The organism is Uliginosibacterium sp. 31-12, assembly GCF_030548425.1.
Taxonomy (GTDB): domain Bacteria; phylum Pseudomonadota; class Gammaproteobacteria; order Burkholderiales; family Rhodocyclaceae; genus Uliginosibacterium; species Uliginosibacterium aquaticum.
This window is the reverse complement of the sequence record NZ_JAUOOA010000006.1, coordinates 212,920-225,799: the sequence shown is the minus strand read 5'-3', so window position 1 is coordinate 225,799 and position 12,880 is coordinate 212,920. Positions and strand designations below refer to the sequence as shown.

The following is a 12,880-nucleotide window of genomic DNA, read 5'->3' as shown; positions in this document are numbered from 1 at the left end:
TGATCTGCGTGAGATGCGTTCAGACGGCGGCCAGCGCCTGATCCAGATCGGCGATCAGGTCGTCGATATGCTCAATGCCGATCGACAGGCGCACCATGTCTTCCGACACGCCGGCCTTCTTCAACTCCTCGGCCGAAAGCTGGCGGTGCGTGGTGGAAGCCGGGTGGCAGGCCAGCGATTTCGCATCACCAATGTTCACCAGACGCGTGATCAGTTGCAATGCATCCTGGAAGCGCGCGCCGCCTTCGCGCCCGCCCTTCACGCCGAAGGTCAGCAGGCCCGAGGCCTTGCCGCCGAAATACTTGTCGACCAGCGGTTTCGAGGGATGATCGGCAAGGCCGGCGTAATTGACCCAAGCGGCCTTCGGATGCGTGCGCAGGAACTCGGCCACCTTGGTGGCGTTCTCCACATGGCGATCCATGCGCAGCGCCAGCGTTTCCAGCCCCTGCAGGATCAGGAAGGCGTTGAAGGGCGAAATGCAGGCGCCCATATTGCGCAGCGGCACCGTGCGGGCACGGCCGATGAAGGCCGCCGGGCCCAGCGCCTCGGTGTAGACCACGCCGTGGTAGCTCACTTCCGGCTCGTTCAGGCGCTTGAAGCGCGCCTTGTGCTCGGCCCACGGGAATTTTCCCGAGTCGACGATGATGCCGCCGATGCTGGTGCCATGGCCGCCCATGTACTTGGTCAGCGAATGCACCACGATATCTGCGCCGTGCTCGATCGGGCGGGTCAGGTAGGGCGAAGGCACGGTGTTGTCCACGATCAGCGGCACGCCACCGGCATGCGCCACTTCGGCGAAGGCGGCGAAATCCACCACGTTGCCAAGCGGGTTGCCGATGGATTCGCAGTAGATCGCCTTGGTGCGCTCGTCGATCAGTGCGGCAGCGGCCTGCGGATCAGACGCATCGACGAATTTCACCGTGATGCCGTACTGCGGCAGAGTGTGGGCGAAGAGGTTGTAGGTGCCGCCGTAAAGCGCGCTGGTGGCGATGATGTTGTCGCCCGCCTCGGCGATGGTGAGGATCGCGTAGGTGATCGCCGCCTGCCCCGAGGCCAGCGCCAGCGCACCTATGCCGCCTTCCAGCGCGGCCACGCGCTGCTCCAGCACGTCGGTGGTGGGGTTCATGATGCGCGTGTAGATGTTGCCCTTCACCTTCAGGTCGAAGAGGTCGGCGCCGTGCTGGGTGTCGTCGAAGGCGTAGCTGGTGGTCTGGTAGATCGGCACCGCCACGGCCTTGGTGGTGGGGTCCGGGCTGTAACCGGCATGGATGGCCAGCGTATCGAAGCGCATGAATATTCCTCCGTGATGAAGGAGGTGGATTCTGCGCGGTGGGACCGGTACTGGAAAGCCCCTGTTTTGAATGTCCTTATGCCTGTGGGCAATAACCCGCAGCCCGCTGCGGTAAAATCGGGCCACTCCCCTCTCTGCTGGACTCACCATGGCCTTCATCGACGACCTCGCCGCCGCCTGGCAAAAGAACAACTCCCTGCTCTGCGTGGGCCTGGACCCGGATCTCGCCAAGTTTCCCGCCCATCTGCAAGGCAAGCCGGACGCGATCTACGAGTTCTGCAAAGCCATCGTCGATGCCACCGCCGACGTCGCCTGCTCCTTCAAGCCGCAGATCGCCTACTTCGCCGGCGAATCCGCCGAGGCCCAGCTTGAAGCACTGATCGACTACATCCACGCCGAGTACCCGGACATCCCCGTCATCCTCGACGCCAAGCGCGGCGACATCGGCGCCACTGCGGCCCAGTACGCTCGCGAAGCCTTCGTGCGCTATCAGGCCGACGCGCTCACCGTGAATCCCTACATGGGCTTCGACTCGGTCGAGCCCTACCTCGAGTACCCGGATTGTGGCCTCATCGTGCTCTGCCGCACCTCCAACCCCGGCGGCTCCGACCTGCAGAACCTCACGGTCGATGGCGGCAAGAAGCTGTACCAACACGTTGCCGGGCTGGTTGCCGAGAAGTGGAACAAGCACGGTCAGGCCGCGCTGGTCGTTGGCGCCACCTTCCCGCAGGAACTGGCTGACGTGCGCGCCATCATCGGCGACATGCCCCTGCTGGTGCCCGGCGTCGGCGCACAGGGCGGCGACGTGCAGGCCACAGTGAATGCGGGCAAGACCGCCGCCGGCCTTGGCCTGATGATCAACTCCTCGCGCGCCATCCTCTACGCCGGCAAGGGTGAAGACTTCGCCGAGCAGGCCCGCAAAGTCGCCATCGCCACCCGCGACGACATCAACCAGTACCGCTGACCCACGCCGCTTCGTGCGGCAGCATCAGACGTGAAAACGGGCCGCATGGCGGCCCGTTTGCTTTGCATCGGATGGGCAAGAAAGAGGGCTCTCAGTCGAACAGCTCCTCGAAGAAGCTCTTCTTGCGCTTGTGGCGGTAGTGCTCGTCGTGCTGTGGGCGCGGTGTGTGCTGAGGAGGTGGTGCAGAGGCTGGCGCGACGGGGCGTGAAGCGCCGGCGGGCGCCTGCTCGGCGGCATTGCGCTCAATGATCTTGTCCAGCTCGCCACGATCTAGCCAGATCCCCCGGCAGCCAGGGCAATAGTCGATTTCTATACCTTGGCGCTCGCTCATGATCAGGGTTTTGTCGGTACAGACGGGGCATTGCATGAGTTTCTCCGTGTGTGGCTGCAAAGTGGCTGATTGGACTGCTGGGGCTGCCGCCGGTTCAGTGCGCGGCATGTTTCGGCCGTCTTACGAGGCGTTCGCGCAGTGGAGGTGACTCTGTAATGGAAGGTTAAGACGGTTGTTATTAGCAACCATCTTGCTAGACTGTTGCGTATAGCAACCAAAGAATCTCCCCATGCCCTCCCTCGATCCAAAGCAGGTTCTCGCTCAGCAGCTGCGCGAACTCATCCGTCTCTATCTTCTCGACCAGCGCCGCCACACGCACGCGCTGGGCTATTCACAGCACCATCGCTTGCTGATGCTTCTGCTGCGCAGCGGGCCGCTGACGCAGGGGGAGTTTGGGCGCGTGGCCGGGCTGGACAAGAGCTGGATCAGCCGCATCGTGGATCGCTTTGTGGAGGAAGGGCTGGTCACGCGCGAGCCCTTGCCAGAGGACCGGCGTTGCCTGCAACTGCACCTGACCAAAACCGGACTGGCCGAGGCGCGCAAGTTCGATGCGCTGCTTACCGCGCGGACCGAGGGCTTGTTTGCCGGCATTCCGGATGATCAGCATGGCTTGATCGGAGCCGCGCTGGAGTCCCTGGTGCAAGGGCTGCGAGTCCGCAGCGAGGAGCTCTGAAATGGAACATGCACCCCGCTCTTTCCGTGCCTCGCTGGCCGCAATGCTGGGCATCTGTCTGGTGATCATCCTGATTGCGCTGGATTCGACCGTGGTCGGCACCGCGATGCCGCGCATCGTGGCCGAGCTGCAGGGCTACGATCTCTATCCGTGGATCGCCTCGGCCTATCTACTGGGCAGCGCAATCACGATTCCGATTGCCGGGCGGCTCGGCGATCTGTATGGCCGCAAGCCTTTCGTGCTGGCGGCGATCATCACTTTTACGGTCACTTCGGCAGCCTGCGGCTTCGCCGGCAGCATGACGCAGCTGATGCTGGCGCGCGGTCTGCAGGGCATTGGCGGTGGCATGCTGGTGGGCGTGGCTTTTGCCTGCGTACCGGATCTGTTCCCGGACCGCGCCCAGCGCGTGCGCTGGCAGGTGCTGCTGTCGGCCAGTTTCGGCGTGGCCTCGGCGCTCGGGCCGACCCTGGGTGGCTGGCTCACTGAGCATTTCGGCTGGCGTTCGGTGTTCACCATCAATCTGCCGGTGGCCGTGCTGGCGCTGCCTATGGTGTGGCGCTATCTGCCCCACATCGTGCATCACGAGGAGGGCGACCGCAGCATCGACTGGCTCGGTGCCCTGCTGCTGGCGGTGAGCGTGACGACCCTGTTGCTCGGCTCGGAAGCGATCCAGACCCATGGCTTTGCCGACTGGCGTGGCCCGGCCCTGATGTTGGGCGCCATCTTTTGCGGGGCGCTCTTCGTGTGGCATCAGCACCATTCCGCTTCGCCGATCATTCCGCCGCGCCTCTTCGCCAATCGTGATGCGCTGAAGCTGATGGTGCTGGGCTTGCTGACCGGGTTGTCGATGTTCGTGCTGGTGTTCTACTCGCCGCTGCTGCTGCAAGGCGGTTTTGGCTTCTCACCCAAACAGGCCGGTTATCTGATGACGCCGCTGCTGGTGTGCATCACGCTCGGCAGCATCGTGAATGGCCGCATTCTGCCGCGCGTCGCGCGCGCCGAGCGGGTGATTGCCTGGGGCCAGATCGGCACGCTGGTCAGCTGCCTGTGCCTGAGTCTGCTCGGGCCGGGCGCGCCGAACTGGCAGATCCTGCTGCAATTTGCCCTGTGCGGCTTCAGCCTGGGCTTTCAACTGCCCAACCTGACCCTGCAGATGATGGCCGTGGCGGGCAAGCGTGATCTGGGCGTGGGCTCGGCGCTGATCCAGACCACCCGGATGATCGGCAGCATGCTCGGCGTGGGCATTGCTGGCGTGATGGTCAATGCCCGCTACGCGCACGATGCAGGAGGGGCGGTGGCAGCCCTGAAGCTGGAGTCAGCGGCACTGGAGAGCCTGATGGATACGCCACAGATTCTGATCCGGGCGGCTGATCAGCAGGCGTTGGCCGAGCTGGCGGGCAGGCTGGGCTTTGATGCAGCGGCGCTGATCGAGCAGGCGCGTCACGCACTGGTGGGCGGAATCCACCTTGGCTTCGTGCTCTGCGCGATCATGGCCGCGCTGAGCATTGCAATCAGTTTGCGCTTGCCGCGTTACGAGATCGCGAAAAAAAGCTAGGATTGCGCGCAGCAAGCTTCCGAAGCATTTCACGGACAGCCGGGCGCGGTTTGCCAGGCTGCTGCCACCCACCCGTTTCCCGAGGCAATTCCATGGCGATCTATCAGGGCATCGAACACGTTGCGGTTTTTTCTGCCGACACCACGCGCCTGCGTGACTGGTATGTGAAGAATCTCGACATGAAGTGCATCTTGGATAACGGCGCAGGTGTGTATTTCCTGCTCATGGCCAACGGCTCGATGATCGAGCTGGTGCCGAGCCAGGAGCCTTCGCTGTGTGCCGGCAAGCCCCAGGTCAAGGACAGCGGCTTGCGCCACATCGCGCTGGCGGTGGATGCGCATGATTTTGGTGAGGCGGTGCATCGCCTGGGCGAAAGCGGCGTGGAAACCATTGGCAAAACGCCACACCAGTTCCCGGAAGGTCTGGCGACTTATCACTTCCGTGATCCGGACGGCAACATCCTGCACCTGATCTCGCGCCCCAACCGCCTCTCGCTGGCGATGCCGCCGCGCCTTGCCGACGCACCGAAGAACGTGCTGATCCAGGGCATCGAGCACACCTGCATCATCGCCAGGGATCCGGAGGCGCTGCGCGCCTGGTATATCGACGCGCTCAAGTTCCAGCTGATCGTGCGCGACGATGGTCATGGCACGGCCTTTGTGCTGGCAGCCGATGGCAGCTCAATCATCGAGTTCATCCAGGCCGAGCGTGAGATCGGCACCGAGCACTATCGCGCTCAGGGTATCCGTCACATCGCGCTGCGCATGAATGCGGCGGATGTGGCCGAGGGCGCTGGCCGCCTGAAGGGCCGTGGCGTCGAAGTGCTGGAGGACTACAAGGCGCTGGAGAATGGCGTGCAGCTGTTCTTCTTCCGCGACCCAGAAGGTAATGTGCTGCATCTGGTTGGCCGCACCGAGCCGCTCGCAAAATAAGGATTCCATGAGCAAAAAGTTGCATGAGCGCTCGGTCAAGCAGGCCGAGCGCACCCTGTGGGTGAGTGTCGCAGTCGGCGTGGTGTGTCTGGTCTTCGTTCTTTTAGGCGGCAATCTGGATGGCACTGGCAAACAAGTCGTGGGTGGTCTGATCGTGGCCATCCTTGCCTATCAGCTGGTGCGCCGTTTCACGCGTGGGCCGCTGGTGGGCGTGGCCATCATCGAAGTACTCGACGGCTTCCTGTATTTCCGCAATCCGGCCAGCCGGCCGATGCGCGTGGATCGCATCGCGCTGGAGAAGATCCACTCGATCCGTCTGATGGGCGAGGATCGTCTGCGCTACTTCGACTGCAAGCTCATGAACGGCGACCTGGCCCACATCGGCCCCTTCGAGCGCGGCCAAGGTGAGCTGGTGATCGCCGAATGGTTCTATCAGAACCTGCCGGAGACGCCTTTCATCGTCGACACCTCGGCCACCGTGTTCGAGGAAATGCAGCGCCCGCCGGGGCTCTAGCAAGAATCGGGTGGCGGCCGGCGCTACCGGCTGCGACACTTCGCGCATGCCATCCGATCTCCCCATTCATTCTGCGGCCACTCAGAGCGAGGCTTACGCCACCATCGCGCAGGCCATTCGCTTCCTGCGCGAACATGCCCGCGAGCAGCCCGATCTAGCTGTGCTGGCGGATGCGCTGGGCTTGTCCAGCTTTCATCTGCAGCGCCTGTTCAGTGCCTGGGCGGGCGTGAGCCCCAAGCGCTTCCTGCAGTTCCTGAGCAAGGAGGAGGCGCGTCGGCGCCTGCGGGCTTCCGCCTCGGTCCTGGAGGCCAGTCTCGCCAGCGGATTGTCCGGCCCTGGTCGTCTGCATGACCTGATGGTGACCTGCGAGGCCGTTACGCCCGGTGAGGTGGCGCAAGGCGGGGCCGGGCTGGACATTCTCTATGGCAGCGGCCTTACGCCCCTTGGCCAAGCTTTCGTGGCCCTGACCCCACGGGGCATCTGCCGCCTCGAATTTCTGGCGGAAGCGGCTGCCCTGGCTGTCTTGCGTGAGGAATGGCCCAGAGCCCGTCTGTGCCATGAACCGGATGCGGCCCAGCGCACGCTGAATGCAGCCTTCCAGCGGTTGCCGGGCTCGGCACCCCTGCATCTGCTGCTGCGTGGCAGCAATTTCCAGATTCAGGTCTGGCAGGCCTTGTTGCGTATTCCGCCGGGCGATCTGGCCAGTTATGGTCAGATCGCCCGTGCTCTGGGCAAGCCACAGGCCGCCCGCGCTGTTGGCAGTGCGATTGGCGCCAATACCATTGCTGCGCTGATCCCCTGCCATCGGGTGATTCGTGAGAGTGGAGATTTCAGTGACTATCGCTGGGGCATCGAGCGCAAGCAGGCCTTGATTGCGCTCGAAGCCGCACAGAATTGGCTCTGATCAGAGCATTTCGCCCAGATTCAGCAGGGCGGCCATGCCCAGCGCAGCGAAAATCAGCGCGCAGACGATGTGCACGACCTTGATCGGCACAATCTTCGTCAGCTTGTCGCCGAAATACACCACCGGCGCATTGGCCAGCATCATGCCGACGGTCGTGCCGGCCACCACCCAGGCCAGTGCGGAATACTTGGCTGCCAGCGCGACTGTGGCGATCTGGGTCTTGTCACCCATTTCGACGATGAAGAAGGCGATGGTAGTGGTCAGGAAGGCGCCGAAGCGCGCCGGCTTGGGGGCATCGTCGTCATCCAGCTTGTCCGGGATCAGCATCCAGGCGCCCATGGCGAGGAAGGACACGCCGAGGATCCAGCGCATGGCATCCGCGCCGAGATGCAGGGTGATCCATTGCCCGACAGCCGCTGCGCAGGCGTGATTGACCAGTGTGGCGGCAAGGATGCCCAGGCAGATCGGCAGGGGCTTCTTGAGGCGTGCGGCGAGCACGAGGGCGAGCAGCTGCGTCTTGTCGCCCATTTCGGCGAGGGCGACGATGCCCGTGGAGACGAGGAAGGCTTCCATGTGAGTCATTACGAGGCAGGCCGACGGACGAACACAATGACTGCCGCGACCCGTCGACCTGCATCGACACCGCAACAGTCAAAGGTCTCGCCGAACCTGGCTTGGCTCCCAGCGCCATGGTCTTGCGACCAAGTCTGTTGACGCTGGGCCCGCTTGCTGCGGGTGGCTACTCCCCGATGACGGGGCGGATTCTACGGGATTTTCTGGCGACAAGGCGGCGCCGGCGCGATTTCTGCGCAAAACGCATGCTGATTAGCAGCTTGAAAAACTCGCTGAGCGTGACTTTCATGCTGATCTTGCAGCGCACAAAACTTGATCTTTCTGACGAGCGCAGTTTGCGTTTTTTAAGGCCTGATCTAGCCTGAATGCACCGGAAGGGGTGTCATCCCCCCGGTGCAGTACAAAAAATGGCGCATGAGCGCCAGACAATAAATCTCAGGAGACAAGCAATGACAATCAAGTACTTCATGCTGGGCTTGACGGCTCTGGCAAGCATTGGTGCGGCCCAGGCGGCCAACCGCCCCGCTGGTTATGTCACGATCTGCAGCGAAGGTAAAACCTGCAGTGTGCCGGCCAATACGAGCGTGGCTTATGGCCGTGCGGACAAATTCACCTACAAGACGCTCTCGGGCAGTTTCGTGTGTGGTGAAGTCACCTTCGGCACGGGCACCAAGGTGGCCGGCGGTACCAATGAGTGTTCGGTGCCTTCCGGCACTTCGAGTGCCTCCAGCGCATCCAGCGTTGCTTCGAGTGCTGCTGCTTCGAGCAGTGCGACGGCTTCCAGCGCTGCGTCATCGAGCAAGGCCAGCTCGGCGGCTAGCAGCGCCGCATCCAGTGTTGCCACCAATACATGCGCGCCTGGCAGCACCATCGAAAATGCTACCGTCGATTGCGGTGGCATCACTGTCGGGACTTCCTGCAATGGCGGCAGCGAATCCCAGCAACCGCTGTTCACGCTGAAGAATGCCACCATCAAGAATGTACGCATCAACGCCAATGCGGCCGATGGCATTCACTGCGTATCTGGCAATTGCCGGGCTGAGAATGTGGTGTGGGAAGACGTGTGTGAGGATGCTGCGACCAACAAATCTGAGGGCGGTACCTTCACGATCTCGGGTGGCTCGGCCAATGCTGCGCAGGACAAGACCTTCCAGCACAACTCGAAGAACAGCACCTTTGTGATCGAGAACTTCAACACCTATGGCGCGGTTGGCAAGTTGTGGCGTTCCTGCGGGGACTGCACCAGCAACGGCGGTCCGCGCTATGTGCAGATCAACAACGTAACCATTAATGGCACGATCAGCAGCACCGTAGTGGGCCTGAACCGTAACTATGGTGACAAGGCCACGATCCGTAACCTGAAGGTCAAGGGCCTGGTGTGGACCTCGGCCATCACCTCCAAGCCGCGGATCTGCGAGGAGTGGAAGGGCATCGAAAAGGGCAATGGCTCGACCGAGAAGTACGGCGAGTTTTTCAACACTGCTTACTGTGATGTCAGCCCGTCGGACGTGACGAGCTTCTGATCCGGCAAGCCTGAGTAAAGCTCTGCGGGAGGCTTCGGCCTCCCGTTTTCATTTCGCGCTTACTCTGCTGCGCAGCTGAAATGCAGGTTCATTTCGCTCAGGCCCTGTGTGCGGTCGGTTGCACCCAGTACCAGCCGCTTGTGCGTGTTGCCTGAAAGACTAAAGCGCTCTTGGCTCAGGGTTTCGCCCGCAAGCTCGCTGTGCCAGGCGACTCGCATCGAGGTGCAGCCACAGGCCGCTGTTGCTTGCTTGATCCGGAAATCCGCCTCCAGTATCAGCTGCTGGTGTCTTGATTGCGGCGGCGTCATCTCGATGCTCACACACTTGGCCAGCGCGTTATGCAGCCTCAGTTGCGGCGCGGCCATTGCCATTCCAGGCAGCAGCAGGGCCAGCGTGACTGTCTTGATCAACGAACGTGCCGGCATGGGCATCCCTAGGTCACTGGTAGATGGATTGCGTGACAGGCCAGTTTAGGGGCAGGCCAGCTTGTTAAGCGGCCGGATGTCGGAAGAGGGGGCAAGAAAAATCGTAGCCGGCTAGCGGTTTCCCCTCCCGCGCCCGCCGGACTACAATGGCGGACTCAGAATTTTCCTTCTTCACTGGAGTCTGCCGTGAAACCCACCATCAAACCGAACTCGCCGAACTTCTCTTCGGGCCCCTGCGCCAAGCGTCCTGGCTACTCGTTGGCCAATCTGCCGAAGGACATTCTCGGCCGCTCGCACCGCAGCTCCCTGGGCAAGGCCCGTCTGGCCAAGGCCATCACCGAAACCAAGCGCCTGCTGGGCATCCCGGCGGACTACCACGTCGGCATCCTGCCGGCGTCTGACACGGGTGCGTTCGAGCTGGCCATGTGGAACCTGCTCGGTGCCCGCCCGGTGGACACCTTTGCTTGGGAATCCTTCGGGGAAGGCTGGGTGACCGACATCGTCAAGCAGCTCAAGCTCAAGGACGTGCGCAACTTCAGCGCCCCTTACGGCGAACTGCCGGATTTCGCCCAGTGGGATGCCAAGAACGACATCGTGTTCACCTGGAACGGCACCACCTCCGGCGTGAAAGTGCCGAACGGCGACTGGATCCCCGCTGACCGCGAAGGCCTGACCCTGTGCGACGCCACCTCCGCCGTGTTCGCCATGGAAATGCCGTGGGACAAGCTGGATGTCGTTACTTACTCCTGGCAGAAGGTACTGGGTGGTGAAGGTGCTCACGGCATGCTGATCCTGTCGCCGCGCGCCGTGCAACGCCTCAAGGACTACAAGCCGAGCTGGCCGCTGCCGAAGATCTTCCGCATCGCCAAGGGCGGCGAGCTGATGACCGAAATTTTTGAAGGCGCCACCATCAACACCCCGTCGATGATCGCCAACGAAGACTATCTGGATGCGCTGGCTTGGGTCGACTCCATCGGTGGCGTCCCGGCACTGATCAAGCGCAGCAATGACAACCTCGCCGTGTTCGAGCGCTTTGTCGCCAAAACGCCGTGGATCCACTTCCTCGCCAAGGACGAAGTGTCGCGCTCCAACACCTCGGTGTGTTTCTCGCTCGACGCCACGCCGGATCAGGTCAAGGCCCTGGTGAAGCTGCTCGACAAGGAAGGCGTTGCGTATGACATCGGCGCTTACAAGGATGCCCCGAGCGGCCTGCGCTTCTGGTGCGGCGCCACGGTGGAAACCGCCGATCTGGAAGCCGTGCTGCCTTGGCTGGAATGGGCCTACGCGGAAGTCACCAAGGCTGCGTAATTTCCGCCTGTCGAATGAAAAACGCCCGGACTTGTCCGGGCGTTTTGTTTTCAGCGCGTGCTTACTGGCACAGCGGCGTGCCACCCGCTTGCCAATAGCTGGTGGTCTGGCTGATCAGGTTGCCGCCGTCGCTTTCCGGCGTGGTCTGGTTGCTGTCGCCGGCACCGAAGAGCAGGGCGACGACCTTGGCGTTGCGGACCTCGGTCAGGTGGCTGAACAGGTAGTCAACACGATTGTCCTTCCAGTGGTTGGTCGTATTGGTTTGTGCCGCATTCCCCAGCGGGATCTGCCACATGACGCTGGGTTTGCCCACGGTATCGGAGACGGCTTTGCTCCAGGCCAGATAGGCGGCTGCGCTGGTGTCGGTCCACCAGCGGTTCTGGCCAATGCTGTCGTAGTAGCCCGCGTCGCGATCCGATGGATCGGTGACGACGAAATCGCCATCAGCTGCGCCGAGCGCCACCATGAAGTTGCCGGTGGCGATGCCGTCGCCACTTGTACCACTGAGCCAGGGTGAGGCGTGCAGGCCGACCTTGGCGTTCGGGGCGTACTTGCGCACCATGGCGATCATGCATTTGGCCAGACCGGTGGCGGTGTTGGCCTGTGAGCCGCAATCGGTCGGATTGGCGCTGCTGACCTTGGCCGGCACCAGTTGCGGACTAGCATTGCTCTGGCGGACGAAACCCCAGAAATCCGGCTCGATATGCAGCAGGGCCTGGTTGCCACCGATCGTCTGCAACAGGAAGCGCCAGTCGTCGAGGTAGCGGGTAAGGAAGGCCGCGTCGTTGATGGCAGCCACTTCCGCAGCGCCTTCGCTGGTCTTCGCGCCATGCAGGAGTTCGTAATAAGTGATGGCCGGAATCTGCGCACGGGCCTTGCCTTGCCAGGTCGCGCTGCCGGTAGTCTGGATATGGCTCAGAATGTACTGGCCAGGTGCCTTGCTGGTGTCTTGCCAGCACCCCCACCAACTGCCACAACTGCCGTCGCAACTGGCGGTGCATGAGCCTGCATCGCGGATGCCGCCGGCCAGATAGCGGTAGCGTACATCGAAGGGGGCCGCCGTCGCGGTAGCGTCTTCCATCTGTGCGCCGATTAGCAGCTTGCTGTGACCCATAAAACTGCCGCTGCAGGCAGCAAGCGAACTTGCTGCAGCCGAGGAGCCTGCACTGCTTTGGGTGGCCGTGCTGGAGGTTTTGCTGCTGGCAACAGAGGCTGCCATCGAGCTGGCACTGGCGGCGCTGCTCGCGGCTGCGCTGCTCTGCCCCGAACTGGTGGTGGAACTCCCGGCTGCCTGACCTGCGTTGCTGCCACCGCCGCCGCCGCATGCGGCGAGCAGGCCCAGCGACAGCGTGAGCGTAAGCAAATTTCTGAGCATGTTTTTCTCCCTGATGCCATCTTCTTGTCAGGGAGGATTGTTGCAAGCGGGCGCGTGCGCGGGCGCTGCGGGCCGGCGCGGTGGAAGTGCACGGCCGACGTAAGGAGCGGAACTTACCCGCAGTCCGGCATGGCCGGACCCGGGCAACGGTGCTCAGGGCGTGTTGCCGAGCCCGGGCGAGGTGGTGAGAATGGAGATCAGGGTCTGGGCGTGTTCGGCGGCATGACGGCCGAGCGGAGTCAGATAGCCGCCATCGATCTGGGTGATCAGGCCCTTGTCATGCAGGCGCTGGGCGGAGGCGGCGATGGCTGCAGGTGCATCATGGTGAATCTTGATGCCTTGCTGATTGGTATCGAGATCAAAGCGCAGCAGGGTGTTGAGTTCATCGAGCAATTCGGGGGTGACGGGCATGAGCCTCTCCTCGGGTGATGTATGCGCATCTTAGGCTTTCGATGGGGCTCATGGGCAGTTCGGACAAGCCCTGCTTGAGTTAGCTCAGGCGGTTTGCACCC

At 62.7% G+C, this 12,880-nt stretch carries 14 protein-coding genes and 1 riboswitch; of the genes, 8 read left to right on the top strand and 6 right to left on the bottom strand.

Annotation, left to right across the window (positions count from 1 at the left end; translation table 11 throughout):
- Nucleotides 1–19: 19 nt before the first annotated feature.
- A complete protein-coding gene (locus Q3Y64_RS13185; RefSeq protein WP_303562492.1) occupies nt 20–1,291 on the bottom strand; it encodes an O-acetylhomoserine aminocarboxypropyltransferase/cysteine synthase family protein in 1,272 nt (423 codons plus the stop codon).
- Between the two features lie 148 nt (nt 1,292–1,439).
- On the opposite strand from Q3Y64_RS13185, the gene pyrF reads away from it, so the two are divergent.
- On the top strand, nt 1,440–2,255 hold the full coding sequence (pyrF, locus tag Q3Y64_RS13180) for an orotidine-5'-phosphate decarboxylase (RefSeq protein WP_303562490.1): 816 nt from the start codon (nt 1,440–1,442) through the stop codon (nt 2,253–2,255).
- Between the two features lie 91 nt (nt 2,256–2,346).
- On the opposite strand, the gene Q3Y64_RS13175 is transcribed toward pyrF, so the two are convergent.
- Entirely contained in the window at nt 2,347–2,622 is a 276-nt protein-coding gene (locus tag Q3Y64_RS13175; RefSeq protein ID WP_173893963.1) for a zf-TFIIB domain-containing protein, read from the bottom strand.
- 193 nt (nt 2,623–2,815) lie between these two features.
- On the opposite strand from Q3Y64_RS13175, the gene Q3Y64_RS13170 reads away from it, so the two are divergent.
- From Q3Y64_RS13170 to Q3Y64_RS13150, 5 genes are all read left to right on the top strand, one after another.
- Nucleotides 2,816–3,259, top strand: coding sequence for a MarR family winged helix-turn-helix transcriptional regulator (locus tag Q3Y64_RS13170; protein WP_303562487.1), 444 nt, complete (start codon nt 2,816–2,818; stop codon nt 3,257–3,259).
- A gap of 1 nt (nt 3,260) precedes the next feature.
- Entirely contained in the window at nt 3,261–4,814 is a 1,554-nt protein-coding gene (locus Q3Y64_RS13165; protein ID WP_303562485.1) for an MFS transporter, read from the top strand.
- A 92-nt stretch (nt 4,815–4,906) separates the two neighbouring features.
- Nucleotides 4,907–5,746 carry a VOC family protein gene (locus tag Q3Y64_RS13160; protein WP_101940794.1) on the top strand — a complete coding sequence of 280 codons (840 nt, stop codon included), beginning with the start codon at nt 4,907–4,909 and terminating at the stop codon, nt 5,744–5,746.
- Nucleotides 5,747–5,753: 7 nt separating this feature from the next.
- Entirely contained in the window at nt 5,754–6,260 is a 507-nt protein-coding gene (locus Q3Y64_RS13155) for a hypothetical protein (protein ID WP_303562482.1), read from the top strand.
- 46 nt (nt 6,261–6,306) lie between these two features.
- Entirely contained in the window at nt 6,307–7,164 is an 858-nt protein-coding gene (locus tag Q3Y64_RS13150) for a methylated-DNA--[protein]-cysteine S-methyltransferase (RefSeq protein ID WP_303562480.1), read from the top strand.
- Here Q3Y64_RS13150 and Q3Y64_RS13145 read toward each other — a convergent pair whose 3' ends face one another.
- Entirely contained in the window at nt 7,165–7,737 is a 573-nt protein-coding gene (locus Q3Y64_RS13145; protein ID WP_303562598.1) for a TMEM165/GDT1 family protein, read from the bottom strand.
- Between the two features lie 13 nt (nt 7,738–7,750).
- Nucleotides 7,751–7,924: riboswitch (yybP-ykoY riboswitch) on the bottom strand.
- 262 nt (nt 7,925–8,186) lie between these two features.
- On the opposite strand from Q3Y64_RS13145, the gene Q3Y64_RS13140 reads away from it, so the two are divergent.
- A complete protein-coding gene (locus Q3Y64_RS13140; protein WP_216821627.1) occupies nt 8,187–9,260 on the top strand; it encodes a pectate lyase in 1,074 nt (357 codons plus the stop codon).
- 59 nt (nt 9,261–9,319) lie between these two features.
- Here the strand turns inward: Q3Y64_RS13140 and Q3Y64_RS13135 are convergent, their stop codons facing one another.
- Nucleotides 9,320–9,670: a DUF2195 family protein gene (locus tag Q3Y64_RS13135; protein WP_303562477.1), complete on the bottom strand. Its 351-nt coding sequence runs from the start codon at nt 9,668–9,670 to the stop codon at nt 9,320–9,322.
- Between the two features lie 201 nt (nt 9,671–9,871).
- On the opposite strand from Q3Y64_RS13135, the gene Q3Y64_RS13130 reads away from it, so the two are divergent.
- Nucleotides 9,872–10,993 carry a phosphoserine transaminase gene (locus tag Q3Y64_RS13130; RefSeq protein ID WP_303562476.1) on the top strand — a complete coding sequence of 374 codons (1,122 nt, stop codon included), beginning with the start codon at nt 9,872–9,874 and terminating at the stop codon, nt 10,991–10,993.
- Nucleotides 10,994–11,054: 61 nt separating this feature from the next.
- Here the strand turns inward: Q3Y64_RS13130 and Q3Y64_RS13125 are convergent, their stop codons facing one another.
- Both Q3Y64_RS13125 and Q3Y64_RS13120 read right to left on the bottom strand, forming a co-directional pair.
- Nucleotides 11,055–12,368, bottom strand: a complete 1,314-nt coding sequence (locus tag Q3Y64_RS13125) for a hypothetical protein (RefSeq protein ID WP_303562474.1) — start codon at nt 12,366–12,368, stop codon at nt 11,055–11,057.
- Between the two features lie 153 nt (nt 12,369–12,521).
- Complete coding sequence (locus Q3Y64_RS13120) at nt 12,522–12,779, bottom strand: TIGR02647 family protein (protein WP_101940800.1); 258 nt, start codon at nt 12,777–12,779, stop codon at nt 12,522–12,524.
- Between the last annotated feature and the right edge of the window lie 101 nt (nt 12,780–12,880).